27 protein-coding genes are annotated in these 26202 nt (G+C 43.7%); 16 read left to right on the top strand and 11 right to left on the bottom strand.

The genetic code is table 11. The features are described from left to right. Nucleotides 1-90 precede the first annotated feature (90 nt). The 3 genes from A3IE_RS0108790 to A3IE_RS0108780 all read left to right on the top strand — a co-directional run bounded on the left by A3IE_RS0108790 (nt 91) and on the right by A3IE_RS0108780 (nt 1742). Nucleotides 91-867: an NRDE family protein gene (locus A3IE_RS0108790; protein WP_020395244.1), complete on the top strand. Its 777-nt coding sequence runs from the start codon at nt 91-93 to the stop codon at nt 865-867. 232 nt (nt 868-1099) lie between these two features. Next, entirely contained in the window at nt 1100-1423 is a 324-nt protein-coding gene (locus A3IE_RS0108785; protein ID WP_020395243.1) for a hypothetical protein, read from the top strand. Between the two features lie 31 nt (nt 1424-1454). Then, nucleotides 1455-1742, top strand: coding sequence for a hypothetical protein (locus tag A3IE_RS0108780; RefSeq protein WP_020395242.1), 288 nt, complete (start codon nt 1455-1457; stop codon nt 1740-1742). Nucleotides 1743-1833: 91 nt separating this feature from the next. On the opposite strand, the gene A3IE_RS22825 is transcribed toward A3IE_RS0108780, so the two are convergent. Then, on the bottom strand, nt 1834-1974 hold the full coding sequence (locus tag A3IE_RS22825; RefSeq protein ID WP_157832855.1) for a hypothetical protein: 141 nt from the start codon (nt 1972-1974) through the stop codon (nt 1834-1836). A 202-nt stretch (nt 1975-2176) separates the two neighbouring features. Between A3IE_RS22825 and A3IE_RS0108775 the strand changes: the two genes are divergently transcribed. Beyond that, on the top strand, nt 2177-4099 hold the full coding sequence (locus A3IE_RS0108775; protein WP_020395241.1) for a PrkA family serine protein kinase: 1923 nt from the start codon (nt 2177-2179) through the stop codon (nt 4097-4099). 28 nt (nt 4100-4127) lie between these two features. Further along, nucleotides 4128-5396 (top strand): YeaH/YhbH family protein, encoded by a 1269-nt coding sequence (locus A3IE_RS0108770; protein WP_020395240.1) that lies wholly within the window; start codon nt 4128-4130, stop codon nt 5394-5396. Between the two features lie 20 nt (nt 5397-5416). Here the strand turns inward: A3IE_RS0108770 and A3IE_RS0108765 are convergent, their stop codons facing one another. From A3IE_RS0108765 to A3IE_RS0108755, 3 genes are all read right to left on the bottom strand, one after another. Continuing rightward, nucleotides 5417-6655: an MFS transporter gene (locus A3IE_RS0108765; protein WP_020395239.1), complete on the bottom strand. Its 1239-nt coding sequence runs from the start codon at nt 6653-6655 to the stop codon at nt 5417-5419. Nucleotides 6656-6723: 68 nt separating this feature from the next. Continuing rightward, the gene (locus A3IE_RS0108760; protein WP_020395238.1) at nt 6724-7392 is read right to left on the bottom strand and encodes a peptidylprolyl isomerase; all 669 of its coding nucleotides are present in this window, start codon (nt 7390-7392) and stop codon (nt 6724-6726) included. A 98-nt stretch (nt 7393-7490) separates the two neighbouring features. Beyond that, nucleotides 7491-8426: a nucleoside/nucleotide kinase family protein gene (locus tag A3IE_RS0108755; RefSeq protein WP_020395237.1), complete on the bottom strand. Its 936-nt coding sequence runs from the start codon at nt 8424-8426 to the stop codon at nt 7491-7493. A gap of 373 nt (nt 8427-8799) precedes the next feature. On the opposite strand from A3IE_RS0108755, the gene A3IE_RS0108750 reads away from it, so the two are divergent. Then, entirely contained in the window at nt 8800-9030 is a 231-nt protein-coding gene (locus A3IE_RS0108750; protein ID WP_020395236.1) for a hypothetical protein, read from the top strand. Here the strand turns inward: A3IE_RS0108750 and A3IE_RS0108745 are convergent, their stop codons facing one another. After that, nucleotides 9031-9450 (bottom strand): Lrp/AsnC family transcriptional regulator, encoded by a 420-nt coding sequence (locus A3IE_RS0108745; protein WP_020395235.1) that lies wholly within the window; start codon nt 9448-9450, stop codon nt 9031-9033. It lies immediately after the preceding gene. Nucleotides 9451-9589: 139 nt separating this feature from the next. Here A3IE_RS0108745 and yjeH point away from each other — a divergent pair, with 139 nt between their 5' ends. Further along, nucleotides 9590-10822 (top strand): L-methionine/branched-chain amino acid transporter, encoded by a 1233-nt coding sequence (yjeH, locus tag A3IE_RS0108740; protein WP_020395234.1) that lies wholly within the window; start codon nt 9590-9592, stop codon nt 10820-10822. A 48-nt stretch (nt 10823-10870) separates the two neighbouring features. Here the strand turns inward: yjeH and A3IE_RS0108735 are convergent, their stop codons facing one another. Beyond that, the gene (locus A3IE_RS0108735; protein ID WP_020395233.1) at nt 10871-11254 is read right to left on the bottom strand and encodes a hypothetical protein; all 384 of its coding nucleotides are present in this window, start codon (nt 11252-11254) and stop codon (nt 10871-10873) included. A gap of 135 nt (nt 11255-11389) precedes the next feature. Further along, on the bottom strand, nt 11390-11971 hold the full coding sequence (locus A3IE_RS0108730; protein WP_020395232.1) for a DUF2889 domain-containing protein: 582 nt from the start codon (nt 11969-11971) through the stop codon (nt 11390-11392). A gap of 111 nt (nt 11972-12082) precedes the next feature. On the opposite strand from A3IE_RS0108730, the gene guaD reads away from it, so the two are divergent. Beyond that, nucleotides 12083-13399 carry a guanine deaminase gene (guaD, locus tag A3IE_RS0108725; RefSeq protein ID WP_020395231.1) on the top strand — a complete coding sequence of 439 codons (1317 nt, stop codon included), beginning with the start codon at nt 12083-12085 and terminating at the stop codon, nt 13397-13399. Here the strand turns inward: guaD and A3IE_RS0108720 are convergent. Next, nucleotides 13378-13938: a phosphoribosyltransferase gene (locus tag A3IE_RS0108720; RefSeq protein ID WP_020395230.1), complete on the bottom strand. Its 561-nt coding sequence runs from the start codon at nt 13936-13938 to the stop codon at nt 13378-13380. The two genes, guaD and A3IE_RS0108720, sit on opposite strands and share 22 nt — an antisense overlap. Before the next feature lie 184 nt (nt 13939-14122). On the opposite strand from A3IE_RS0108720, the gene hemL reads away from it, so the two are divergent. From hemL to A3IE_RS0108705, 3 genes are read left to right on the top strand one after another with little or no spacing between them, the layout of a single operon-like run. Further along, nucleotides 14123-15406, top strand: coding sequence for a glutamate-1-semialdehyde 2,1-aminomutase (gene hemL, locus A3IE_RS0108715; protein ID WP_020395229.1), 1284 nt, complete (start codon nt 14123-14125; stop codon nt 15404-15406). Between the two features lie 36 nt (nt 15407-15442). Next, a complete protein-coding gene (locus tag A3IE_RS0108710) occupies nt 15443-16699 on the top strand; it encodes a S1 family peptidase (protein ID WP_020395228.1) in 1257 nt (418 codons plus the stop codon). After that, entirely contained in the window at nt 16687-17679 is a 993-nt protein-coding gene (locus A3IE_RS0108705) for an FHA domain-containing protein (RefSeq protein ID WP_020395227.1), read from the top strand. Before A3IE_RS0108710 ends, A3IE_RS0108705 begins: the two co-directional genes overlap by 13 nt. Here A3IE_RS0108705 and A3IE_RS0108700 read toward each other — a convergent pair. Beyond that, nucleotides 17674-18399, bottom strand: coding sequence for a 16S rRNA (uracil(1498)-N(3))-methyltransferase (locus A3IE_RS0108700; RefSeq protein ID WP_020395226.1), 726 nt, complete (start codon nt 18397-18399; stop codon nt 17674-17676). The genes A3IE_RS0108705 and A3IE_RS0108700 overlap by 6 nt on opposite strands. Nucleotides 18400-18552: 153 nt before the next feature. On the opposite strand from A3IE_RS0108700, the gene A3IE_RS0108695 reads away from it, so the two are divergent. The 3 genes from A3IE_RS0108695 to A3IE_RS0108685 all read left to right on the top strand — a co-directional run bounded on the left by A3IE_RS0108695 (nt 18553) and on the right by A3IE_RS0108685 (nt 21882). Beyond that, nucleotides 18553-19206 (top strand): potassium channel family protein, encoded by a 654-nt coding sequence (locus A3IE_RS0108695; protein ID WP_020395225.1) that lies wholly within the window; start codon nt 18553-18555, stop codon nt 19204-19206. 3 nt (nt 19207-19209) lie between these two features. Then, nucleotides 19210-20580 carry a TrkH family potassium uptake protein gene (locus A3IE_RS0108690; protein ID WP_020395224.1) on the top strand — a complete coding sequence of 457 codons (1371 nt, stop codon included), beginning with the start codon at nt 19210-19212 and terminating at the stop codon, nt 20578-20580. Nucleotides 20581-20685: 105 nt separating this feature from the next. After that, nucleotides 20686-21882 carry an MFS transporter gene (locus tag A3IE_RS0108685; RefSeq protein WP_020395223.1) on the top strand — a complete coding sequence of 399 codons (1197 nt, stop codon included), beginning with the start codon at nt 20686-20688 and terminating at the stop codon, nt 21880-21882. An 18-nt stretch (nt 21883-21900) separates the two neighbouring features. On the opposite strand, the gene A3IE_RS0108680 is transcribed toward A3IE_RS0108685, so the two are convergent. Further along, entirely contained in the window at nt 21901-22746 is an 846-nt protein-coding gene (locus tag A3IE_RS0108680) for a helix-turn-helix domain-containing protein (RefSeq protein ID WP_020395222.1), read from the bottom strand. A 154-nt stretch (nt 22747-22900) separates the two neighbouring features. On the opposite strand from A3IE_RS0108680, the gene A3IE_RS0108675 reads away from it, so the two are divergent. Together A3IE_RS0108675 and A3IE_RS0108670 are read left to right on the top strand one after the other, a co-directional pair. After that, nucleotides 22901-23785 (top strand): fatty acid desaturase, encoded by an 885-nt coding sequence (locus tag A3IE_RS0108675; RefSeq protein ID WP_020395221.1) that lies wholly within the window; start codon nt 22901-22903, stop codon nt 23783-23785. 117 nt (nt 23786-23902) lie between these two features. Beyond that, nucleotides 23903-25924: a type I restriction endonuclease subunit R gene (locus A3IE_RS0108670; RefSeq protein WP_020395220.1), complete on the top strand. Its 2022-nt coding sequence runs from the start codon at nt 23903-23905 to the stop codon at nt 25922-25924. On the opposite strand, the gene A3IE_RS20255 is transcribed toward A3IE_RS0108670, so the two are convergent. After that, nucleotides 25925-26202, bottom strand: a 278-nt coding sequence (locus A3IE_RS20255; protein WP_020395219.1) for a transposase, incomplete at its 5' end; no start/stop codon positions are given. It lies immediately after the preceding gene.

Here is a 26202-nt window from a genome sequence, read left to right as displayed (position 1 = left end):
AGATAATACCAAGCTCTGGCTGATGTGCCTAGCGTTGTGTGCAGCGCAAAAAAGGTTATGCTTAACGCACCTTGTTTGGAGGAGTTCGCCATGTGTTTGGCCTTATTCGCGCTTAATCAACACCCCGCTTATCCCTTTATTTTGCTGCATAACCGTGATGAACGTTTTGATCGGGACAGTGCCGCGTTACAAACGTGGCACGATAATCCAGCACTGGTAGGTGGGCGTGATTTGGAGTCGGGTGGCTCGTGGTTGGCTTTAAATCAAATTAATGCACGCCTTGCTTTTGTCACCAATGTACGCCATTTTCCAACGCAAGCAGGCGAGCGTTCGCGGGGCTGGTTGGTGACAGACACCTTAACCACACAGCAAACTATTCCGGATTATCTAAACCACATCGTTCAACAACAAGACACTTACGCGGGTTTCAATTTAATCGCGGGAACTTTGCCGAATCAGTTCTATTACTTATCGAATCGTCAAACGCCAAACCTTGAGCCATTAGCGGATGGTTTATATGGCCTTAGTAATGCGGCGTTGGATACGCCTTGGCCAAAAGTAGAGCATGGCAAGACCGCACTGAAAGCTTGGTTAGCCAAGGGTGAAAGTTTGAATCCTGATTGGCTATTAGATCTATTACTACACAGCGAAATGGCAAATGATCAGGACTTGCCCGACACCGGTATTGGTTTGGAAGGAGAGCGCTGGTTGTCACCCCTATTTATTCGCAATACACGCCATAATTATGGGACGCGTTGTTCGAGCTTGATTGCTGTCAATAAACAGGGGCAAGGGTATTTTTATGAGCGCAGTTATTTAAGTGACAAACGGTATGTTTCACAAAGGTTAAGCTTTTATTTGGTTTGATTGCGAAAAAATTTATATTGAAAGTTTTTATAGGTATTCTCCATATCTACTATAAACGTTATTATTTTTCAGATAAGCGGTTGGATTGTATTTTTAATAAAATCAAAGATGTTTTTATTTAAAATTACGATTTGAACCTCTATTAATCAGAGCTAGACTACTTACTAGGGATGGTGTTTTAAAATCATCCTGTTATCAAAAATAATCTGGAGTAGTGACTATGAGAAAAATAATGCAATACGCTCTGTTCGCGAGTGTTGTTCCTTTGGGCCTAAGTATTAGCTCTGAAGCTAGCGCTAAATCATTCTCACCATTAATTAATAAAGCTAATGATTATCGTGCTTCAGCGTGGTGCTTGAATAAACATGCACGCTCGCTTGAGAAAACTGTGGGCTATTATAAAAAACGTGGTATCAATCCTGTGGGTTTGACGCGTAAAGCACGCAATATGCGTCAGGGTGCTACCAGCCTAGCCTTACGTTCCAATCAAGTCGCCAAGCAAGTGTTTGGTATGGGTTATGTGCGCCCAGCCTACCCTGTGGCGTATTACAGCTAAGTAACGCTGTAGTCTATAAAGGAGGTCTCTCATGACTAAGTCTATCTCTACCAAACGAAATACTTACTGGGTATTGGGTTTAACTCTGCTGGGTGCTACGACCATGCTGTTTACGGCGGGCAATGCGCAGGCTAGCTCTCGCTCTCAACCCACTGTCCAAAAAGCCTTAGTGCGTTGTACGTGTATGGTTATGTTAAAACGTACACCGGTGCGAATGGTTAAAACCAGTGCGAAGCGTGGTAAGGTGAAACGTATTAAAACGGCGGGCACTTATTGCCGTATCCCAAAACATAGCCGTAATGCACGATTTATCTGGTAAATAACGAGGGAATAGCTAAGCTTAAGTTTTAGCTATTTCCGCTAACAAAACGATTTTAATGACGATTCAGATTGTGTTTAAGTGCTGCCAGTTAGTCTTGCCCTTGATCGTCATCATTCAACAGCTCTAAGCACACCTTGGGGCGGGCTGTACATGATAAATACAATAAGAAACGGCAGTCCTCGTACTCCACCTTGGCGGCATAACCATTACCGCTTTGAGGTAATCTCATCCACCTATGGCGTTACAGCGCTGCCTAATCTTCGTACATGGTTGTCCTGTGGGTATTTGGATACAAATGCATTACAGTATGAAAATGAACGTAGAACGCATTGTTAATGTCAAAATAATTGTCAGACACTTGTGTTGTTGCGATTCCACTCTATAGTCAATGGCAGGACGATATTTTCGCAGCCTGTCGGAAGGGGTTAAAAATGAGTATTTTCAGTCACTATCAGTCCCGCTATGAAACACTCAAGGAGGAAGAGTTTAGCCTACAAGAATACCTTGATTTGTGTAAGCGCGAGCCGATGGCCTATGCCACGGGGGCTGAACGACTACTTTGGGCTATTGGTGAACCCGAGTTAGTTGATACCTCACGTGATCCACGTTTGAGTCGCATTTTTTCTAATAAAGTGATTCGTCGTTATCCAGCTTTCTCAGAGTTTTACGGTATGGAAGATGCGATTGAGCAAATCGTTTCTTTTTTACGTCACTCCGCGCAAGGCTTGGAAGAAGCTAAACAAGTCTTGTATCTATTAGGGCCAGTCGGTGGTGGTAAGTCCTCCTTGGCTGAGCGCCTTAAAGCCTTAATGGAAAAAGCCCCCATTTATGCCATCAAGGGTTCACCGGTTAATGAATCACCACTAGGCTTGTTTAATCCGGAAGAAGATGGCGCGATTTTAGAAGAAGATTATGGTATTCCACGCCGTTATCTACGCACCATCATGTCACCTTGGGCCGTAAAGCGTTTGCAAGAGTTTGGCGGTGACATCACTAAATTCCGTGTCGTCAAACGTTATCCTTCACGCTTAAATCAAATTGCAATTTCTAAAACCGAGCCGGGCGATGAAAATAACCAAGATATTTCATCCTTAGTAGGTAAGGTAGATATTCGCAAACTGGAAGACTATCCTCAGAACGATCCTGATGCTTATAGCTATTCAGGTGGTTTGTGTTTGTCTAACCAAGGCTTGATGGAATTCGTTGAGATGTTTAAAGCACCGATTAAAGTGCTACATCCACTCCTAACCGCTACCCAAGAAGGTAATTACAACGGTACGGAAAGTATCGGCGCTATTCCATTCAGTGGGGTGATTTTGGCGCACTCGAATGAGTCAGAATGGCAAACCTTCAAGAACAATAAAAATAATGAAGCCTTCATTGACCGCGTATCCATTGTCAAAGTGCCTTACTGCTTGCGCGTCACGGAAGAAATTAAGATTTATGAAAAACTCCTGATCAGCAGCTCATTACATTCGGCGCCTTGTGCACCGGATACGCTGAAAATGTTGGCACAGTTTATTATCTTGTCGCGTCTGAAAGAGCCAGAAAACTCGAATCTCTTCTCCAAGATGCGGATTTATGATGGTGAAAACCTGAAAGATATCGATCCAAAAGCCAAAACCATTCAGGAATACCAAGATACGGCTGGGGTTGATGAAGGGATGTCGGGTCTTTCCACCCGTTTTGCTTTCAAGATTCTCTCTAAGGTATTTAACTTTGACGCGGTAGAAGTCGCCGCTGATCCTGTTCACTTGATGTATGTGTTAGAGCGCCAAGTAGAAAAAGAACAATTCCCCGCCGAGCTGGAAGCACGTTATATCAGCTTCATTAAAGAGTATCTGTCTCCGCGCTATGTGGATTTTATCGGTAAAGAAATTCAAACCGCCTACCTAGAATCTTACTCTGAGTATGGTCAGAATTTATTCGATCGTTATGTCACTTATGCGGATTTCTGGATTCAAGATCAAGAGTATCGCGACCCTGAAACCGGTGATTTCTTGGATCGTTCGGCCTTAAATGCGGATTTGGAAAAAATCGAAAAGCCAGCAGGCATCAGCAATCCGAAAGATTTCCGTAATGAAATCGTGAATTTTGTGTTGCGTGCGCGTGCGAATAATAATGGCAAAAATCCAAACTGGACGAGTTATGAAAAATTGCGCCGTGTGATTGAGATGAAAATGTTCTCTAGTACTGAGGATTTATTGCCGGTGATTTCTTATGGGGCAAAATCTTCCAATGAAGAGCAACGCAAGCACGATAATTTCGTTGAGCGCATGATGAAACGTGGCTACACGGAAAAACAGGTACGCTTACTCGCTGAGTGGTATTTACGGGTGCGTAAATCACAATAATCGCGTCGTAAGTTAGGGAGCACACTAGATGGCTTATATCGTTGACCGTCGTTTGAATAGCAAAAATAAAAGCTTGGTGAATCGCCAACGTTTTTTAAAACGCTATCACAAACAAATTCGCGAAGCGGTTTCAGATGCAGTGAGTCGCCGTAATATCACCGATATGGAGCGCGGCGACACGATTACGATTCCGAAGCGCGATATTTCTGAGCCAACCTTTCGCCATGGTAAGGGCGGTCAACGCGATATTGTGCATCCGGGAAATAAGGAATTCGTGCAAGGCGATCGGATTCCTCGCCCACCGTCAGGCGGTGGTGGCGGTAGTGGTTCGGGACAAGCTTCTGATTCGGGTGAGGGCGAAGATGAATTCGTATTCCAGATTTCACAAAGTGAATTTCTGGATTATTTATTCGAAGATCTCGCGTTACCGAATATGGTCAAGCGTCAGTTAATGGGGCAGGATGCTTTTGAGCATCGTCGCGCGGGTTATAGTGAGGTTGGTAACCCTAACCAATTAAACATTGTGCGCACCATGCGGAGTGCTCAAGCGCGTCGTATGGCTTTAAGTGGAAAAGCGCGGCGGCGTAAGCGCGAAATTCTGGTTGAATTAGACTTATTGCCCGCAGAGGAAACTGAAAAACGTTTGGCTTTGGAGGCGGAGTTAGCAAAGCTCAATGTACGCTTGCACCGTGTTCCATTTTTGGATGATTTTGACCTTAAATATAATCTGCATATCAAAGTGCCAATGCCGTCCCCCAAAGCGGTTATGTTTTGTGTGATGGATGTATCGGGTTCAATGACGCAAGATATTAAAGAAACTGCTAAGCGTTTCTTTTTCTTGCTGTATTTATTTTTGCAGAAAAATTACGAAAAAATTGAAGTGGTATTCATTCGTCACCATACGCAAGCGCAAGAAGTGGATGAAGAGACCTTTTTCTATTCCCGTGAAACCGGCGGTACAGTGGTTTCCAGTGCCTTAAATTTGATGGCGGATATTATTGACGAGCGTTATTCACCGAACGAATGGAATATTTATTGTGCTCAAGCCTCGGATGGTGACAATTGGCAAGAAGATAATCAACGTTGCCATAAAACCTTAGTCGATGGCATTTTACCCTTAGTGCAGTATTTTACTTATATTGAAATTGGTGATCGTGAGCCACAAGGTTTATGGCGCTTATACGAGCATCTGCAAGGCGATTATGCGGATCGTTTTGCGATTCAGCGTGTGCGCGATAATTCAGAAATTTATCCGGTATTTCGTGAACTATTCCATAAAACCATGGAAAATGCCTAAGCCACCGTTTAAAAGCCCATTTAAATGGGCTTTTTAGTCTTGGGTTTATAGAGATAAAACAGCATACCTAGCACTTGAATGCCTAAGACAATCGCAAAGGCTGTTTGATAGCCTTGTGGGGCGTAAGTTGGGCTGCCTGCGGCTGAATAAGACTTAATAATTTCACCCATACACCATTGCGTGGTAAACGCGAACACGAATACCAACATATTCAAAGCGGTATTCACCCGACCGGCTAATACTTTAGGGAAGGCTTGGGATAATTGCGCGTAGGTGAGCGCGCCCATGGTGCTGAAAAAGCCGAATAAAATCCACAGTAAGGTGGCAACCTGGGTAAGCTCAAGAATAATGCCCACTTGTACCAACATGAAACAGATCATGCCGATGGCTGAAACGCGCGCTAGGGGAATGCCCAGCCTAACTAAGCGTTCTGCAATGAAGCCAGTCATGAAATAACCTGCTATCACACCAGCCGCCATCCACGATAAAATCGCAACACTGGCGGGTCTATCTAACAAGGCAACATCGCGTAACCAAGGCCCAGCCCATAGACCCATAATTGCACCGGAGGCGCCTTGAGTAGTGAATGACCAAGGTGCGCTTTGCCAAAAGGTGGCGGAGGTGAATATTTGTTTGATACCGGCCACTTGTTCTTTAAAGCTGCCTTGAGCTGTGGAATTAGGTTTTTCCGGTACGATAAAAAAGATGAGAGCAGCTACGCAAAGGGTTAAACCAGCCAAAATCATAAATACGCCGCGCCAATCCATAAATTGTAAAGCAAATTCAACCGGACGAGTGGCGGCCAAAATCCCTAAGCCACCCGCCGCCAGATGCAAGCCATTAGCAGCCGGTAATTTTTCTGCTGGAAACCACTGCACAAAAGCACGTAAAGCGGCCATTAAACAGGCTGAGACGCCAAAACCAATCAAGGCGCGTCCTAGTACTAAACCAGATAAGCTTTGTGCTAGGGCAAAAACAATAGCTCCTATAGCAGCAAAGACTAATAAAAATGCTTCAACCCGACGTGAGCCATAGCGATCTAATAAAATACCCAGCGGCAATTGAAACGCGGCAAAACTAATTAAGTAGGCACTGGTGAGTAAGCCTAATTGTCCCGCATCAATACTTAAATCACGTGTTAAATCGCCTGCTATGACATTATTCACCACACGATAGAGAAACGATAAGAAATAGCCGAGTGCAAACGGAATGAAAATACGTAAGAGTAAATGGAGGGGAAAACGTTGCGAATCGGTCATGGTGAGCATCCACATAAATAAAAAAAGCGGCACGAAGACCGCTTTTAGAGTAAGCGTTTTAGGCTTGCTTATTCAACTACACTAATTTTCTTAATAGTAATCGTGTCAACAGGTTTGTCATTTTCAGTTTTCACATTGACGATAGCATCCGCTACATCCATACCTTCTAAGACTTTGCCGAATACAGCATAGCCCCAACCTTGTAAGGTTTCTGCGCTGTGATTTAAGAAGTCATTGTCATTAACATTAATAAAGAATTGCGCAGCGGCTGAATCGGGATCAGGTGTACGTGCCATAGCGATTGTGCCGCGGGCATTTTTTAAGCCATTTTTTGCTTCATTTTTGATGGAGGGTTTGGTTGGCTTTTCCGTCATGTCCGCTAACATGCCGCCACCTTGAATCATGAAGTTGGGAATAACGCGGTGGAAAATCGTACCTTCATAGAAACCATCTTTAACATAGCCCATGAAGTTTTCGACCGTATTTGGTGCTTTTTCAGCATCCAGTTCAACTTTGATATTCCCCTTGCTGGTTTCAATTAAGACAACAGGGTTTTTGCTAGTAGGTTTTGCGGCTGAATCGGTTTTAGTGTCAGTACTTAGCTTCTCAGTGCTTGCGCTAGTACTGCTAGCGGTAGTGCTAGTAGCGCTAGTCGTGGTGCTAGTAGTATCCGCCCATGCCGCACTGGCTGAAATGCTTAAGCTTAATGCGAAAACAAAACTCAATAGATTTTTCATGGCCCATGTTCCTTTCCGGTTATTGTCAAAAATAGGCTAGGTTTAACAAAGGGCGCATGATAGCCGATTCCCGCTATAACACAACAGAAAACACGGCTTTAACCCAGTTGTGCCTGTAAACCTAAAATACCCGCGCCTCGTTCTTTGGGAACATCCCGAATGCCACGAATTTCACGGCTTTTGGTAATCAGATCATGAATAAAAGGCATGAGAATGACTTCTATGGCATTCAACATTTGTGCACCTGGTACAACTAAGGTATCACGGCGCGTAACAAATGCACTGGGGAAACGTTTCACCAATTTAGCAATGGGGACTTGCTGCGCTACTTTTTGTAAGTGAACAATTAAGTAGCACTCATCAAGACTGGGTAATTCATCAAAATGAAAGGGGTCAGAGGTATCGACGGTTGGAACAATTTGAAAGTTAATATGGGTACGTTCGAACTGGGGCACGATGTAATGCGCATAATCATACAAACGTTCCAAAATCGTGTTACGTACTTCATGCGCACTGAAACCACGTTTGGTATCGCGATCAATGCGCCGCATCCATTCCAAATTTAAGTTCGGAATTGCGCCAATTAAGAGGTCTGGGTAACTGGAGAGATCAATATCCTCGTGAATAACAGCGCCATGCAAGCCGCGATACACCAGCAAATCATTATCAGGATCGAGCTGTTGCCAAGGTGTGAAACTTCCCACACGTTGCCCTAGTTTGTCGGCTAGCTCAGAAGCGTGTAGGTAATAACGATATTGCCCTGTGCCGGTCGAGGCATATTGGAAGAACATGGTCTCTAATTTATCTAAATGATTGCCTTCAGGCCCGTAGTGTGTAAGGCGCTGGCCCGCTTGTTTGGCTTTCTCCATTTCAAGATGCATTTGTTCACGTTCATAGCGATGAAAACCACTGCCGGGAATGTAAACCGCTTTGATGCGTTCACGAAAAAAGATACGTTGCAACACTAAGGTGATCCCTGTGGTGCTGTGATCAGACGAACCCGTAATGGCGACAATAGGATGTTCAGCCGACATAAAATCACCTTGTTCTATGCATATCGCATTAGACTAGCGGCAATCGTTAGGGGCGTCTAGCAAACAAATGTGATATAGCCTTTAGAGATAAATTGCTTAAATAAGTAACAAGTTGTATGTGGCGCACATGTTACCTAATTACTTAGTGGGTGTAACTTTTTCTGAACTCCCCAGTAGTTTACAAGCTTGCTTTGACTGGTTGTGGGAAAGCCTAGCAAGGCTAGCGTTGTTTAATTACGCTGATTAAGCAGTGGAACTTTTTGCTTTGTCCATAGTCTTGGTTTATGACAATGGATATAATCGTTAATGCAGTTGGGGCTGCTTCTCCATTTATCAATTATAAATATTTTTAGGGCAAAAATAGGGGGCTGTCATGGCTTATAATGTCGTTACTAAAAGTGGCGAAGTCTTTAGAGCAACTAAAGTGGATCATATGCCGGGCTTTGTGGTGTTTCGCTGCTGGGGCTTGGATATTGAGCGCCGTCTACCCATGGGCGAAGTGATAGAAATTTACTCTACCGAAATTCAAGATAGCCGCTATTTTATTGGAGGTTTAGCCGTTTTATTTGCAGTGGTATTCGTTGGTGCCTTGATTTTCCTCTAATCAAGACGCTTTCCATTCGCGTAACACGACATGGGTAATGATTTGCTTAATAGACGGAAGTTTATCAATGGCTTGGCGTAGTTGTTCGATTTCTGGCAGGGATGCTGCTTCCGCCTTAATGAGTAAGTCTAAATCACCGCTAATACCGTAACATTCACGTACGCCGCGCAAGCGCATAATGTCTTTTACAAGACTTTCGCAAATACCTTGATGACGTACTTCAAACCAAACATGAATCGCTTGCGTATCAGGCCGACGTAGCATGACTTGATAACCTTGGATCTCGCCACTTTCCTCAAGGCGCTTGATCCTTTCCGCGACTGCTGAGCGCGATAAACTGACTTGCTCTGCGATGCTCGAAACACTTTGACGTGCATTGTGTGCTAATACCCGCAGGATTTTCTGATCAAAAGCGTCCATAACCGGTGTGTTTGCTGGAAAAAGTCAGGGCAGTGTAACAAGACAAATTGCCGTGCAAAACGCCAAATTCACAGGCAAGAGTAATAAACTGTCGCCACGCACTCGGCTACACTACTGCTTTTTTTAATGGGATCAAACCATGTCGAGTTTAAATCCTAGCCTGACCCGTTGGCAGGGCATTGGTTTAATGGCTACTACTTTATTGGGGACTGGGGTATTTATTTTGCCACAATTAACGATTGCCAGTGCAGGGCGCTCGGCAGTCTTGACCTGGGTCTTACTGACTTTAGCGATCTTGCCGATTGCTTGGGTATTTGCCGAACTGGGGCGGCGTTTCCCCAGTGCCGCAGGGCCCGCATTTTTTGTGCAGGAAGCGTTTGGGCGACGCTATGGTTATGTGATTGGCTTAATGTTTTTCTTTGTGGTACCGATGGGTGCGCCCGCCGCGTTAATGATTACCTTCGAGTTTCTGAAGCCGATTATTCAATTAAGCCCTTTGCAATCTATTATGGGGCAATTAGTTACCTTAGGACTCCTGTTTGCTATGAATTGGCATGGCTTACGTTTGTCGGGGCGTGCACAATTGCTATTAACGCTTGCGATTGTGGTCGTAGTGGTGCTATTGCTCAGTGCTTATCTTTGGCAACATCCCAGCCCGAAAACACCTATTGCTACAGGGTCAAGCTTCGGTGTGCTTCAAGCGATGGGTTTGGCCCTCTGGAGTTTTTTGGGTATTGAGGCTATTACGCATTTATCGGCTGAGTTTAAAGATCCAAAGCGTGATTTCGTGCCTGCAGTATTGGGCGGGACGGTATTGGTGGGATTAATTTACGTCGCTTGTACGTTGCTAAGTCTATTGGATGTAAACGCGCCTTTAGCCATCGTAGCGAGTTATAAGCTTCTTTTGGGTCATGATGGACGTTGGTTGATTGCGGTATTGGGGATAGCGAGTGGTTTAGCGACCGTGAATGTATATATGGCCAGTGTCGCACGCTTAGCGTGGTCACTAAGCCAAGAGGGGGTATTGCCGAGCTTTATCAAGCCATTGAATCGTCATCAAGTACCGAGCCGTGCTTTGTTGCTAGTCCTGTTCATGTGTAGTGCTACGATGCTCGTCGCTTATGCTATGGGTGAAAACTATGAGGCGATGGTACGCTGGACGAATGGGGTGTTTATCTTTATTTATATCGCTTCCATGCTAGCAGCTTGGCGCTTATTGGGTAAACGTTATCAGCTAGCCATCTTCCTAAGCTTAATCGTCTGTAGTGGTTTTGTAGTAAGTTTAGGGACTTCGCTAGGCTATGGTGTGTTATTGGCCTTAGTCTTAAGTGTGTGGGTTCATTGGCGTAAACCTAAGCCGCTAACTGCTTAAAAAAGTCTAGCAGGCTAATTGGTATTCTGATTAGCCTGCTGAAATTTTTTATTTGCTGGGGTCAAATCCGAGCGAAACACCCGTTGCAGGACAATTAGCAAGATTAGCTAAGTTGACAAAGCCACCGTCTTCAGAGCGAATAAACGTATAGGCCAAATCAATGTTTTTTCCATTCACTTTCACCGCCCAATAGGTTTTACCACCCACTTTCTCGGTGTTGATTTGTAAGCTGCGTAAGCGTTCCACTTTCTGCTGATAAAAGTCCTTATCACCACAGGGTTCACAAAAGTTCACATACTCAATATTCGGCTTCATAAATTCCAGCATTTCGCTGGTTTGCTCAGCACTAATCAGTTCGCATTGGTCTGCCCAAACAAGACAGGGAAGCCACAAACCTAAACACAACAGGATTTTGTTAGTGAGTTGTTTCATACACGTTCATCGCGACAGTTAATTCGCTATCAGTGTAGTTTAGGCTTGGAAAAAGTTAAGGGACTGGTCAAAACTTGTATTATCCATGGTTTTGACCCAGTGGGCTCTTGTCAATTGTTTGTTGAGAGGCTGAGTTTAGCCAACCGCACGTAGCTTGATTTCGACGGGATTGACATAACTATCCGGCCAGCGTTCGCGTACTAATTCACCTGAAGTAGACCACGTATGGCAGGTATTCAAATAGCGCGGTGGTGTGGTAGAGGGTTTTTCTGATTCAGAACGCACAAAGCGTGAGCCAAAAATGGTTTGAAATGCTGTGGTAGCAAGCGGACCAAAAAGCTCGGTAATATGGGTACAACCATGAACTTTGCCAAACTTTTCTTTTAAATATTGGTTCCAACCTGGGCCAATGGTTTTGCCCACCAATTGCTTATACGTATCAACAATCTGCGGGCAGACGTTAAAAGGTGAGTCGTCGATCACTGCTTCGATAGCTTGAATGCACAAATTATCATCTACCGTCATCCGCACTTTAATATTATGCAATGCTTCACCCGCTTGAATCATGCCACCACGATCTTTATTCGCAAAAGCAAAATTTTTAGTATCAAGGAGTTGGGCTTCAATATCCCATAAGCCATCAGTACGTTCATAGCCTTGGCAAGTAATGGTACGAGTGTGGGACAGGTTGCGTTCAACAGGTGCTGATAAAGGCATAACAAAATCCAAATCGTTCAAACAAAAGCAAAAATTTCTGGTTTATTCAGCTTTGGCGTGCTGAATTTATCCTCTATGATGCAAGTTCTTGTCCGTCATGAGAGCTAGGCCATGAGCAAACTGCGTGTATTTCGAGCCGCTATTTTGCACCTGTTGGATGATCCGAAGCAGAGTTTAACATCAGATATTGCTGCAGTGCAGTATTTTTCGGATGGTTTACTGTTAGTGCGCGATGGCTTAGTAGAAAAGGTCGGTCATACGCCCGATTTGCTCTCAAGCTTGCCAGTAGATTGTGAGATCATTCATTTTCCGGAGCACTTAATCATTCCCGGGCTGATTGATACCCACATTCATTATCCGCAAACCGATATGATTGCCGCCTTTGGTGAGCGGTTATTGGAGTGGCTAGAAATCTATACGTTTCCGACTGAAAGCCAATTCGGGGATGAGACGCATGCGGCTGAGGTGGCGGCGTTTTTCTTAGATGAATTATTGCGCCAAGGCACCACGACTGCTTTGGTCTTTGGCACAGTGCATCCTGCTTCAGTCAATGCCTTTTTCAAAGCGGCACAAGCGCGCCGTTTGCGTATGATTGCAGGCAAAGTCATGATGGATCGCAATTGTCCCGCCTATCTGCAAGATACTCCAGACAGTGCTTATGCCGATAGCAAAGCACTGATTGATCAGTGGCATGGTAAGGACCGTTTGCTCTATGCGGTCACTCCGCGTTTTGCACCGACTTCCAGTGATGCGCAATTAGCTAAGGCAGGCCAGTTATTGCACGAATATCCGGATGTCTATTTGCACACACATGTGGCAGAAAATCAGGATGAAGTGGCGTGGGTCGCTGAATTATTCCCAAAAAGTCGTAGCTACTTAGATGTCTATCATCAGCATCAGCTCTTAAAGCCACGCTCGGTCTTGGCTCATAGCATTTATCTGGATCAAGCTGATCGCGATTGTATGGCACAAACTGGAGCAGCAGCGGCCTTTTGCCCTTGTTCAAATCTGTTTATTGGCAGTGGCTTATTTAATCTGAAAGCGATGCAGGACAGTGGGGTGAGGGTTGGTCTAGGTAGTGATGTGGGAGGCGGGGATAGCTTTAGTTTGCTACAAGCGACTAATAATGCTTATAAAGTATTGCAATTACAAAACCAAAAGCTCTCCGCATGGCAAGCCTTATATTTAGCCACCTTGGGCGGGGCGCGTGCACTGTATTTAGACGATAAGCTGGGTAATTTCTTACCGAATAAAGAAGCGGATTTTGTGGTGCTGAATGGTAAAGGGACGCCTTTGTTAGAGCGGCGTTTGGCGAAAGCGCAGAGCCTGCATGAGAAGCTATTTGCCTTATTGATGTTGGCGGATGATCGTTCTATCTCCGCCACCTATATTTTAGGCGAGGAGGCCTATTGCAATCCTAATACTTGAGCGGCCCAAGGCTTGTTTTCTAGAATTTCTTCTTTGGTTAAGCCGTCTAATTCATGTGGGAACACTAGCCATTCATCGGTTTCGTGCACATAGTAATCAGGGATAATATTAGTTTTATTTTTGTTCGGTTTGAAATACGGCGTTGCGATGCGAATATCATGGGGTGTATTACGACGTGATTCAGCGCGAATTTTCTCCAAAGTAGCCCGAATACTATTACCTGAGTCAAATACATCGTCCACGATTAATAAGGAATCTTCGGCGTCAGCTTGGCGAATCAAGTATTCTAAACCATATACTTTTACTTCGCGTGCTGTTTGATTGAGGCCGGTATAATACGAGGTGCGAATCGCAATATGGTCAGTTTCGACGCCGTAATAATCGAATAATTCTTGAATAACAATGCCAACCGGTGTGCCGCCGCGCCATATAGCCACAATAAAATCGGGGCGAAAACCACTGTCATAGATTTTTTGTGCTAGTTGTAACGAGCTATCCATTAAGGATTGTGGTGTCAGATAGGTTTTGCTGATAGTCATACTTCACCGCCTTGGACACGAAAAGAAGGCGGCAAATTAGCATGGATTCCCTCAATTCTCTAGCACTGCACCACTTTGCTGCTGTGCAAAAAAATATTGGTTTTTAAGCTGTTGATTCAAAGTGTTCATGATAAAGTAATTCTTTTTCAGATTTTTTTGCTGTTTTAGTTTTTAGGTAAGTGCCATGACCCAATCCGAAGCCCTGTTTCAACGTGCTCAACAAGCGATCCCCGGCGGTGTCAATTCACCCGTTCGTGCTTTCCGTAGTGTGGGTGGCACACCACGGTTTATTGCCAGAGCACAAGGCGCTTATATGTATGATGCAGATGGCAATCGTTTAATTGATTATGTTGGCTCGTGGGGGCCGATGATTGCCGGTCATGCACATCCTGAGGTGATTGAAGCGGTACGCGAGGCGGCTTTGGGCGGTTTAAGCTATGGTGCACCGACTGAAATCGAAATTACTATGGCTGAAACCATTCAGCGTATTATGCCGTCGATGGAATTAGTGCGTATGACGAGCTCTGGCACAGAAGCTACTATGTCAGCCATCCGTTTAGCACGTGGCTTTACTGGGCGTAATTTCATTATTAAATTCGAGGGCGGCTACCATGGTCATGGTGATTCCTTATTAGTCAAAGCTGGCTCCGGTCTGTTGACCTTTGGGGAACCTAACTCGCCTGGGGTGCCGGCGGATTTAGCAAAATATACCTTAACCTTAAGCTTTAATGATATTGAACAAGTGCGCAGTGTCTTTGCGCAGCGTGGCGCTGACATTGCCTGCATTATTGTTGAGCCAGTCTCGGGTAATATGAATTGTGTGCCGCCTGTCGCAGGGTTTTTGGAAACTTTACGCGACGTTTGCGATCAATATGGTACGGTGTTGATTTTTGATGAGGTCATGACGGGCTTTCGTGTGGCCCACGGCGGCGCTCAAGCGTTATATAAGATCAAACCAGATTTGACCACGTTAGGTAAAATTATTGGTGGTGGTATGCCGGTCGGGGCTTTTGGGGGGCGACGCGATATTATGAGTTGTTTGTCGCCGTTGGGAGCTGTTTATCAAGCGGGTACCTTGTCCGGTAATCCTTTGGCGATGGCTGCGGGCTTGAAAATGATGGAAATTATTTCGCGCCCGAATTTTTATGAAACCCTAAATACAAAAACAAAACAAGTCGTTGATGGTTTTCAGCAAGCCGCTGATCAAGCGGGCGAAGCTTTTACGACTACCCGTGTGGGTGGCATGTTTGGTTTATTTTTTACAGCGGAAAAGTCGATCACTAGCTATGCTCAGGTCACTGCCTGTGATAGCAAGCGTTTCAATCGCTTTTTCCATGGCATGTTAGAGCATGGTGTTTATCTAGCACCTTCTGCTTTTGAAGCGGGTTTTGTGTCTACCGCTCATAGCGATGCAGATATTGCCGAAACCTTGCAAGCAGCGCGCGATGTGTTCGCCTCGCTGAGATAGGATTAATCATTAAACTAAGATAGGTTATCAAGGAAAATGTATCGGCTTGTGTTGTTATGCTGCCTGTTGGCGGCATCAGGGTGGTTATTTGCTGCTGAAAACCGCTCGTCTAGCCTGTATTCCGAAGTCGAGAAATCTATTTTTCAGGTACGAGTAGTCAATAAAAAAACCGGCAATAAAAGCACGATTGGCTCTGGCTTTATTGTGGCTCGCCCCACTATTTTGGCGACTAACTATCATGTGATTAGCGCCTACGCGAATGACCCTGAAACCTATGCTATCGATTATTTTTCTACTAATGGTGACACGGGGCATTTGCAACTGATTGATGTAGATGTCTTGCACGACCTAGCCATTTTGAAAGCCGAAGCCCCGCTGGGGAGGCCTTTGCAAACGGCGCGAGTACCTGAAAAAGGTGCTGTCTTATATGCTTTTGGGAATCCTTTGGATTTGGGGTTTTCGATTGTCACAGGAACGAATAATGGTCTGATGACGGGTAGTGAGGATAATAATATTTTATTCTCTGGCAGCTTAAACTCAGGCATGAGTGGTGGCCCAGCCTTGAACCAAGATGGCAAAGTAGTTGGTATCAATGTGGCGACAGCGGGAAATGATGTCAGCTTCTTGGTATTAGTTGAATACCTCAATATTATGTTGGAGCGCTTAAAGCTCAGTGAATTTCAACCGGTGCAAGATTTGTTTGGCAATATTATCCGCCAATTACATGAGCACAGTGTCGAAATGCTGGACGATCTTCAAACAAATGAGTGGCAAAAAACCCAGATCGGTAAATTCGCGGTTCCTACTCGTTTGGGGCAATATATTAGTTGCTGGGATGGCAGTAGCGATGCAGAAGAACGTGGTTTAGTCAATGTTGTCTCTGCTAATTGTGCGAACGATCTTGATATTTATTTAGGTGAGAAACTGAGTATTGGTGCTATTCGTTATCAATATACTTGGTACGATAGTCAGAAAATGATTTCACCACGTTTTTACCGTATGTATGAGCTAGAGAATAACAGTGGCCTAGGAACGGTGGGCAATAAAGATGAGGTCAGTAAATTTAATTGTCATACTGGATTTACCCAAGTGGCTAGTAAAGACTTTAAGCTAACGGTTTGTCGGCGTGATTATCTACGTTATAGCGGTTTAAGTGATGTCTTAGTCACAGGAGCAATGGTGGGCGAGAAACAACAGGGCTTTATTTTTGATCTTTATCTGACAGGAACCGATTTTAATAATGCAACTAAGCTTCTAAAAAAGATATTAGAGAACTTCGAATGGACGTCCTAAAATCCACTCATGTACCTTCAGATCTGATTTTAGAGGTGCAAGCGCGGGGATTGAATCAATATCATCGCTTAGAGCGCTTTCCGGTGCGCGTTGGGCGTGCTTTAGATAATGATATTATTATTTCTGATCCCACCGTATCACCTTATCATCTACTCATTGATCTGGATGATGAGGGTAGTTTAATACTACGTAATTTATCTAAAGAAAATGGCTCACGTTTAAACTATTATCCCCTAAAAGAAGCACGTATCAATTTCTCTAGACCGATTAAGCCACTTGCTTTGCGACTGGGCGGTCGACGTTTAACGTTAATGCGGGCGGATACACCTGTTGAACAGACAGCAGTACGCAAATGTCGCGGTTTATATCGTTTGTTATGTGAACCAGTTTGGTCGGTAGTTTTAGTTATTGCCATGCTATTAGCATTTTTATACGAGAATTATCTTGATACGATTTTCGCTAAAGATGCCGTGTATTATTTTGGTAATTTAATGCCTTATGTGATGGGGTCTTTAGCTATTACCTTGGTGGTTGCAGGTATTAGCCGTCTCTCATTACAGCGTTGGGAAGTAGGTGCTGCGGCCAGTTTGGCCTCTTTATTATTACTCATTCCGCATAGCTTAGGGCAGCTTGGGCATTGGCTAAATTATTTAGTGACAGCAGATTGGCCTTTAGACTATATTTTACTGGTCAGTAATTTTTTATTAGTGCCTTTATTATTATATGCCTATATTCGCCTCATTCATCATGCTTCTTTCTTTCCAGCACTGGGTGTTGCCTTATTATTTAGTGCGCCGATTATTGTTTATCAAGCCAGTGAGCTAGCTGATAATTTGACCCTAAAAAAAGAGTTTAGTGGTGAGGCTAAGTTTAATCGCACTTTAAGTTCGGGCGATTTTCGTCTGAAACCTACTCAGTCCATAGACGATTACTTGAAGGAAATGCAGCAAAGCCTAAACGCAGAATCGAGTGAGTCATAAATCACCGAATCGATGTTGCATTAAACTCAAGGCCGAAATACTCGCTGTTTCAGCACGTAAAATGCGTGGCCCTATCGTTACTCCATGGACACCTCTATCTAGGCAAGCTTTCACTTCTTCTGAGGTGAATCCGCCTTCTGGCCCAATAACTACATCAAGGGCTTGCGGCTTATGCAGAGGCAAATCTGCTAAGGTCTGTTCCAGTTCAGGGGCTAAGATAATGCGTGCCGCTCCTGTGGTTTGGGCTAAATAAGTCTCCAAGCTAATCGGCTCCAGTATCATAGGTATGGAAGTCCGCCCTGATTGCTCACAAGCCCCTAAGGCGATTGCCTGCCAATGCTCCAGTTTGCGCGCTATTTTTTCTTTGCCGACTTGTACCACACTACGGCGGGTAATCAGTGGTTGAAAGGTGGTAATACCTAACTCCACTGCTTTTTGCAGGGCGAAATCCATTTTATCGGGTTTAATCAGTGCTTGAACCAAGCTTAGTTTTAACGTTGACTCAGGATTGGTCGGGATATATTCCTCGATGATGACACTGGCTTGGCGTTTGCTGAGTTCAGTAATGCGTGCCTGATATTCACCGCCTTGACCATTAAATAAGATTAATAGCTCATTGAGATTTAAGCGTAATACCTGAATGGCGTGACGGAAAACTGTGTCAGGCAAAAGTAGGGTATTACCCACGTCTAGGGAGTCAGCGATATAAAAACGAGGCATACGCAAGGTCTTGATCTCAGGTTGGGATGGCAGTTTTTGAAAGGGTTTGGCGAGTTTCTAATCAGCTCGTCCTTGCCTAAGCTTCATTCTATCCTTGTCATAATTCGCTAATCAATTGCATACTTCCGGCAAAATGTTAGGGAGACTAGCCACATGGGGCAGTTTGCAGTCATGGGATTAGGCCGATTTGGTTCGGCCGCAGCACTGGAGTTAGTACGTTTAGGGCATAATGTGGTTGGTATTGATAGCAACCCCAAAATGGTGAATAGGATTGCTGATGAGCTCAAGTATAGCGCGATTGTAGATGTGACTGACGAGCAGGCGATTAAGGAACTGAATGTCAAAACCTTTGATGCTGTGTTAGTCGCTATCGGAGGAAGTTTAGAAGCGAGTATTCTTTGCGTTTTACATCTGAAAAATCTTGGTGTGCAAGACATTTGGGTAAAAGCTGCCTCGCGTTGGCATCATGCCATCGTTTCCAAATTGGGCGTGAGTCGGGTCATTCATCCTGAAGTGGAAATGGGCGTCAAAGTCGCGCAATCAATGAGCTATCCCCTGATTAATAAGTTTATGCCCTTGGGTAAGAATGTTTATTTGGTTGATATTGAAATTGTCTCAGCCTTACATGGTTTAACGATAGCCGAAGTACTAGGTAAAGAAACTGCCTTAATAAAGCCCATTTTAGTTCGGCGTAATAATGATTTGCACATGCCTATTACTGAGGAATTCTTATTAGAAGGGCAGGATTCTTTAGTATTAGCAGCGCCTTTGAATGCTCTAGCGCAATTAGCCCCACGCTTGGAGTGATTCGTGCGCGATTGGGAACCTGATCTTAATGATGAACCCTTGGCGTCTACTACGACTGCTAATAAAGCTCGTCAACTTAATCCCCCTATTATTTTAGCGATTGGCTTTTTGCTACTTATTTTATCGGGAACTGTCGTATTAAAGTTGCCTATCGTCGCTAATCATCCAGTTACTTGGATGGAGGCTTTATTTACCGCCACTTCCGCTGTTACGGTAACCGGCCTTTTAACTATTGATATTAGTGCTTATTTTAATATCTATGGACAAGTCATTATTTTATTTTTAATACAGGCGGGTGGTTTAGGTTTTATGACCTTCGCGGTCGTCGGGGCTACCATGCTAGGGGCGCGTTTGGGTATGGGGCAGCAACGCCTCGCTCAAGAGGCTTTTAATGAGATTAGTTTGGATAATGTAACGCGTATTGCCAAAACAGTTTTGTTATACTCCTTGGTGATAGAGGCTTTTGGGATAATTTGGTTAGTTGGGATTTGGTCAGATGAAATGAGTCTGGCGCAAGCTTTGTATCAAAGTACTTTTTATGCGATATCAGCTTTTAATAATGCAGGCTTTGCCTTAGGACCTAATAGTTTGGTGCCTTATGCCAGTGATATTGGAGTTAATCTAGTAATAAGTGCTTTATTTATTATTGGAGGTATTGGTTTTTCTGTTTTAATAGATTTGAATCATAAGCGCTCATGGTCAAAACTACAAACTAATACCCGTATTATATTACTAGCGACTTTGTATCTAAATTTAATCGCTTTTTTATTAATCTGGATTATTGAGTCTCAGAATCCCGCAACACTAGGCGCGATGTCACTAAAAGACCAAGTTTTGGCGGCTTGGTTTCAAGCAACTGCACCGCGCACAGCAGGTTTTAATACCATTCCTATGGAACAAATGAAAAACACCTCGATTATTTTAATTTTATTTTTAATGTTTGTCGGTGGTGGTTCTTTAAGTACAGCAAGTGGAATAAAAATTGGTAGTTGTGTAGTCATACTGATGACAACGGTTGCCTTCCTAAGAAAGCAAGAGGACATCACCGTATTGAACCGCACAATTCCTATTCGCCAAGTTATGAAGGCGATTGCGATAGTAGTCTGTTATGTATTACTGATGTTTTTAGGGATTTTTATTCTCGATCTTACAGAAGAGGCGCGTTTTTTAGATATTTTATTTGAGGTCATTTCGGCTTTAAGTACAGTAGGTCTGTCGCGTGGATTGACCACTCATTTAAGTCCAGCAGGGCAGTTTGTCATGATCCTTCTCATGATCGCTGGACGTTTAGGCCCTTTAACCTTAGCTTATACTTTAGCAAAGCCCAATCGGAGTCGCGTGCGTTATGCGGAAGCGAATATTCAAGTAGGCTAATCCGCCAAGCATACCTAAAAATCTCAGCGCAAAGTTTTTGCTGAGCTTAGTTAAACACGCTAGTATGCGCAGTTCCACATCATATTTAAAACAATAGGCGCACCCATGTTACCACCACGGCCTTCGGGTCTAATTGCATTAGCAGCGGAAACCGATACGGGCGGAGCTTTAGCTCGTCTGACGGCATTGGAGGGCTTGGCGCGTGCTGTATTGGTGAGCATTATCCCCTTAGTCGCCTTCGAAGCTTTAGGGAGTAAAGAGGCTGTAGCGCGCACTTATTTATTAGCGGCCATTTTCACTTTATTTATTACCCTCAATTTTAATCGCTTAGAACAGTTACTCCAGCGACGTTGGGTTCTAACACTCGGTGCTAGTTTACTAATGCTTGCTTCCCTACTCATCTACAACGGTGAGGGCTGGCTTTTTGCTTTGGGCATTGGGATGCGATCAGCGGCGGCTTCTATTTTTACCGTCTGCATTTCGCTTTATGTGATGGACTATATTGATAAATTAGAATTTGCGCGTACTGAATCACGCCGTATGTTTCTCAATGGCATCGCGTGGTTGTTAGGGCCATTATTAGGCATTTGGCTTTGGAATAATCAGTATCCTTTCAGCGCATTTTTAGTATCTATTGCTTCCGCTGCTATGATGTTAGCTTATTTCTGGCATTTACGTTTAGGTGATAACCCTGTGTTAGTGGCAGCAAAACCGCGTAAAGCCATTCAACCTTTAGTCTTAATTCCGCACTTTTTTAAGCAAAAATTCTTAAGGATTTCTTATTTAATTACGCTAAGTCGAGCCATTTTCTGGGTGCTACTTTATGTGTATGGCCCTATTTATGTCGTAGAGGCTGGCTTGCCGAATTGGGTGAGTGCCGTATTATTATCGGCAGGCTGTGCTATGTTATTTTTCAGTCCATGGATACGCCTGTTAGCAGAGCGTTTTCAAACTAAGAATGTATTAATTTTCGGACTCAGCCTCTGTGGTGTTTCTTTGCTCATTTTAGGTTTGCTAGGTGAGGCTAAGGGTATTGGTGTCTTAGTTTGGTGGACTGGAGCATGGGGGGCTTCTATGGTAGATATATTAGGGAATATTCCTTTTATGCGTACGGTAAAGCCGTATGAACGTATTCAAATGACTATGGTATTCTCGACTTGGCGTGAAATGTCGGAATTAGTAACACCCTTGTTGATTTCTCTTATTCTTTTATTCTTGCCATTTTATACGGTTTATTATGTTTTTGGTGGGTTTTTAATTGCTGTTGCCATCTATGCTAGCGTTTTGCCGAACCGAGTTTAATAAAAAACTACAAGTTTGTTATAAGTAGGTATTTATAAGTCCTTGAATGAAATTCGCGCTTTCGTGAGGATTTATTTCTGCATGGCGAATTAAACTATCAAAGTGACGCGTTAGACTACGAATTTCTTCTAAGCTATTAATCACGACATACATATCGCCGACATAAATAACGGCGCGCCGTGACCCAAATACTGTTAAAGGAGCAGAAAAGGTCTTGCGCTCATTATATAAAAATAGACGGAAAGTCGGGTATAAATCATTCAGCAGCTTTTTAATATGATGTAGCTGTTGATAACGTACATAAGCAGGTAACTCCTCCCAAATACCAACACCTTGTGCTAATAGCTTGAGGCGCTGCAACGGCATACAAACTTCCATTTCGGATTCATTGATACGGTTATAGGCGAGCTGAGAGTTCGTTTCTAATTTGCGAACTTCTAAGGGAACTTGGGTGGATTGACGTTCATAAGCGATGACTTCTTCAATCATTAAAGAGTCAGGCAGATTGGAGGGTACATAGCGAATTTTGTAGCCTATTGCATCTCGATGCCATTGACCCAACTTAGTATGTTGTCCATTCGTCACCTGTTCAATTTCCATCGCTGAGGCAACTGCTGACACCACATGCTCATCTTGTGATAGCCCCAAAAGCCAATCAACACTGACATTATAGCTTGAGGCCATTTTGCTTAAGGTTTCTGCACGGGGTAGACGAACCTGTTGCTCGGATAATAATTGCGCTAATGCAGAGCGATTAACACCAATCGATTCAGCGAACTGAGCTTTATTAAGACCAGAGCGCTGTAACAGAAGTTTGAGACGTTGTTGGAAAGTATTGCCGGTTTCTCGTTTGGAATGAGCCATTGCTATCTGAGTTGATGCTTATGTTAAACAGTTGTTTACTTTAGTGAACTAATCTTATTTTAGTTATCTATTAATAACAAATGTAGCATAGTGTTTCATGGGCAAGTAGCGGCAGATTTTTTAGAATAACTGAAAAATTCTAAGGGTATATCTTATGCTTGCGGCGTCTAAAAAAATAGAATATTTGACACTGAATTTCATCCTCGCGTGCTATGTCAGTTGGGGAATTTTAACCGTAGCACATGCTGTGATACCGGCTTGGTTATTGCTACCTTTATTGATCGTGGTATTAAGTTTCTATGGCTCTTTGCAGCATGAAATCATTCACTACCATCCTACCCCTTGGCAAAAACTCAATGAGGCTTTGGGTTCGCCACCTTTGGCTTTATATCTGCCTTTTATTATTTATCGGGATACCCACCGTGAGCACCACGTTTTAGAAAATATTAGCTATCCTGATAAAGATCCTGAGTCGTATTACATGCAGGCCCAATCTTGGCAAACCTTGCCCGCTTGGTTACAGACTTTATATCAGTGGAATAACACACTGGTGGGGCGCATTTTGCTTGGTCCGGCTTTGGGTGTAAGTCGTTTTTTGCTCGCTGAATTTAAAAAGTTAAAAGCAGGGGATCGTTATACGCTTCATGCTTGGCTTGCTTATCTGCCTTGGCTAGTGCTAGTGCTCGCATGGTTGGTATATTGGCAGTTTCCAATCGGACTTTACTTGATCGCTTGTTATTTCTCGATTTCTTTGACTTCCATTCGCATTTTCGCCGAGCATCAAGCAGTCGCCACACCTGAACAGCGTACTATTGTGGTTGAGGCCAATGGCTTCTTAAGTTATTTATTTTTACAAAATAACCTGCATTCTGTGCATCACAAATATCCAGCTTTACCGTGGTATCAATTACGCAAAACTTATCAACAAGAGCGCGAGACCATTCTGCAAGAGAATGGCGGTTATGTGTTTAAGACTTATCTTGAGCTATTTAAACGGTATGCGTTTAAAGCGAAAGAGGGCGTGGTGCATCCTTTGTAAATCAATAGCCCTTGTGTCTTGAGTTGCGATAAACGTCATGAAGCATTAGCCATTGCTTGCTCAGTTCGATACTTATTGTTAAAAATGGATTTCGATTGGGCAATGGCTAGGTAAACTATGCGTTTTAATGAAGATACACGCGTCAAGATCCCAACGCTTTTGCATCTAATGCGCTTGGGTTATACCTATCTGTCTTTGAAAACAGCGCAATGGGATGAGGAAAACAATATTTTTCCCGCCTTGTTTCGTGATGCTATTAGCTTGCTGAATCCAGAGCTGGCCCCTGATGATGTTGAGCGTTTGCGTGAAGACACCAGCTTATTGCTGAATAATGAGGATTTAGGTAAAGCTTTTTATGAGCGACTGATTCAGCGTTCCGGCATACGTTTAATTGATTTCGATAATTTTGACAATAACAGCTTTCACGTTGTCACTGAGTTAACTTACAAAAATGGTGATGATGAGTTTCGACCCGATATAACCTTGTTAATTAATGGGATGCCGTTGGTATTCATCGAGGTTAAGAAGCCGAATAATCGTGATGGGATAATGGCGGAACGTAGCCGCATTAATGCACGTTTTCAGAATAAGAAATTCAGGCGCTTTATCAACATCACTCAGTTGATGCTGTTTTCCAATAATATGGAATACGGCAATGATGCGTCTGAACCGATGGAGGGCGCGTTTTACGCTTCAAGCTCCTATCAGCAGGCAGTGTTCAACTATTTCCGCGAGGAAGAAGCACTGAATATTGCTGCTTTGTTAAGCCCTGAAGATGATGCTAGTGAAACAGCCGTACTTAGGGATAATAACTGCCTAATCATCAAAAACAGCCCTGAATTCATTACTAATAAAGATGCGAATACCCCAACCAACCGTTTATGTACCTCGTTACTGAGTCGAGAGCGTTTGCGCTTTATCCTGCGTTACGCGATTGTGTATGTGAAAGAAAAAAATGCTTGGGAACAGCATGTGATGCGTTACCCGCAACTGTTTGCTACCAAAGCCATTGAGCAAAAACTTAAGGCAGGTAAGCGCAAGGGTATTATTTGGCACACGCAAGGCAGCGGAAAAACCGCGCTGGCGTATTACAGCACCCGCTATTTAGTGGATTACTTCCAACAACAAAAAGTTATTCCGAAGTTTTACTTTATCGTAGACCGGCTAGATTTGCTGAATCAAGCTTCCAAAGAATTTATCAGTCGTGGATTAACCGTTCACAAGATTAATTCTCGTGAAGATTTCGCGCAGGACATCAAAAAAACGATTGCGATTCACAATGACACTGGCAAGCTCGAAATGACTGTCGTTAATATCCAAAAGTTTAAAGATGACCCTGACATCATCGATGTGAAAGATTATGAGCTTAGCCTCCAACGTATTTACTTTTTGGATGAAGTGCACCGTAGCTATAACCCACAAGGAAGCTTTCTGGCCAATCTTGAGCAATCCGATAAAAACGCCATTAAAATTGGGCTAACAGGTACGCCGTTACTGGGCGCAGACACTAATTCTAAAGCCTTATTTGGTGATTACATCCACAAGTATTACTACAATAAGTCGATTGCGGATGGTTACACTTTACGCCTGATTCGGGAGGCAATTGAAACCAATTACCAACTGGCTTTGCAGGAAGCCTTGGCAAAAATCGAGGTAGAAAAGGGCAAATTGCCGATGAAGGACATTGTTGCCCACCCTACTTTTGTAAAGCCGATGTTGGCCTATATCGTGCGTGACTTTGAAAAAAGTCGTGCCACCCTGAATGATTCAAGCATGGGTGGGATGGTGATTTGCGACAGTTCCGACCAGGCTAAGGAAATGTTTGCACAGTTTCAGTCCGATTATGCGTTTAAGTCGGTTGCGGAAATGCCCAGTAACTATGACGTGGGTGTGTCGCTAAAAAATAAAGTGAAAACTGCTGCACTGATTTTGCATGATGTCGGCTCGAAGGAGGAGCGCGATACGTGGGTGGAGGACTTCAAGGCAGGCAATATTGACCTGCTGTTTGTCTACAATATGCTGCTAACGGGGTTTGATGCTAAACGCTTGAAAAAACTCTATTTGGGGCGGGTAATCCGTGACCATAATCTGTTGCAAGCCTTGACCCGTGTGAACCGCACTTATATAGTAAATCCCTAATTAAGAGCTACAAATGACTTGATCGATAGCCTCCAGCAAGGATAGACCGTGTTGACAGCGTAATAACACCTTTTGTTTCAAGGTTGCCCACACCTTTTCAATAGGATTGAGTTGAGGGGAATACGGGGGTAGATACATCAACACCTGACCATACTGCTGAGCAATGGCTGGAATACGTCCTCCTCGATGAAAGGAAGCATTATCGAGAATGAGATAATGGGTTTTACCTTGCAAGGACTGGCACAAGCGTTCTAACCAACGTTCAAACCAAGCTCGAT

The organism is Thiolinea disciformis DSM 14473 (assembly GCF_000371925.1).
Taxonomy (GTDB): domain Bacteria; phylum Pseudomonadota; class Gammaproteobacteria; order Thiotrichales; family Thiotrichaceae; genus Thiolinea; species Thiolinea disciformis.
The sequence above is the reverse complement of the archived record's forward strand: the minus strand, read 5'-3'. Positions and strand labels throughout refer to the sequence as shown.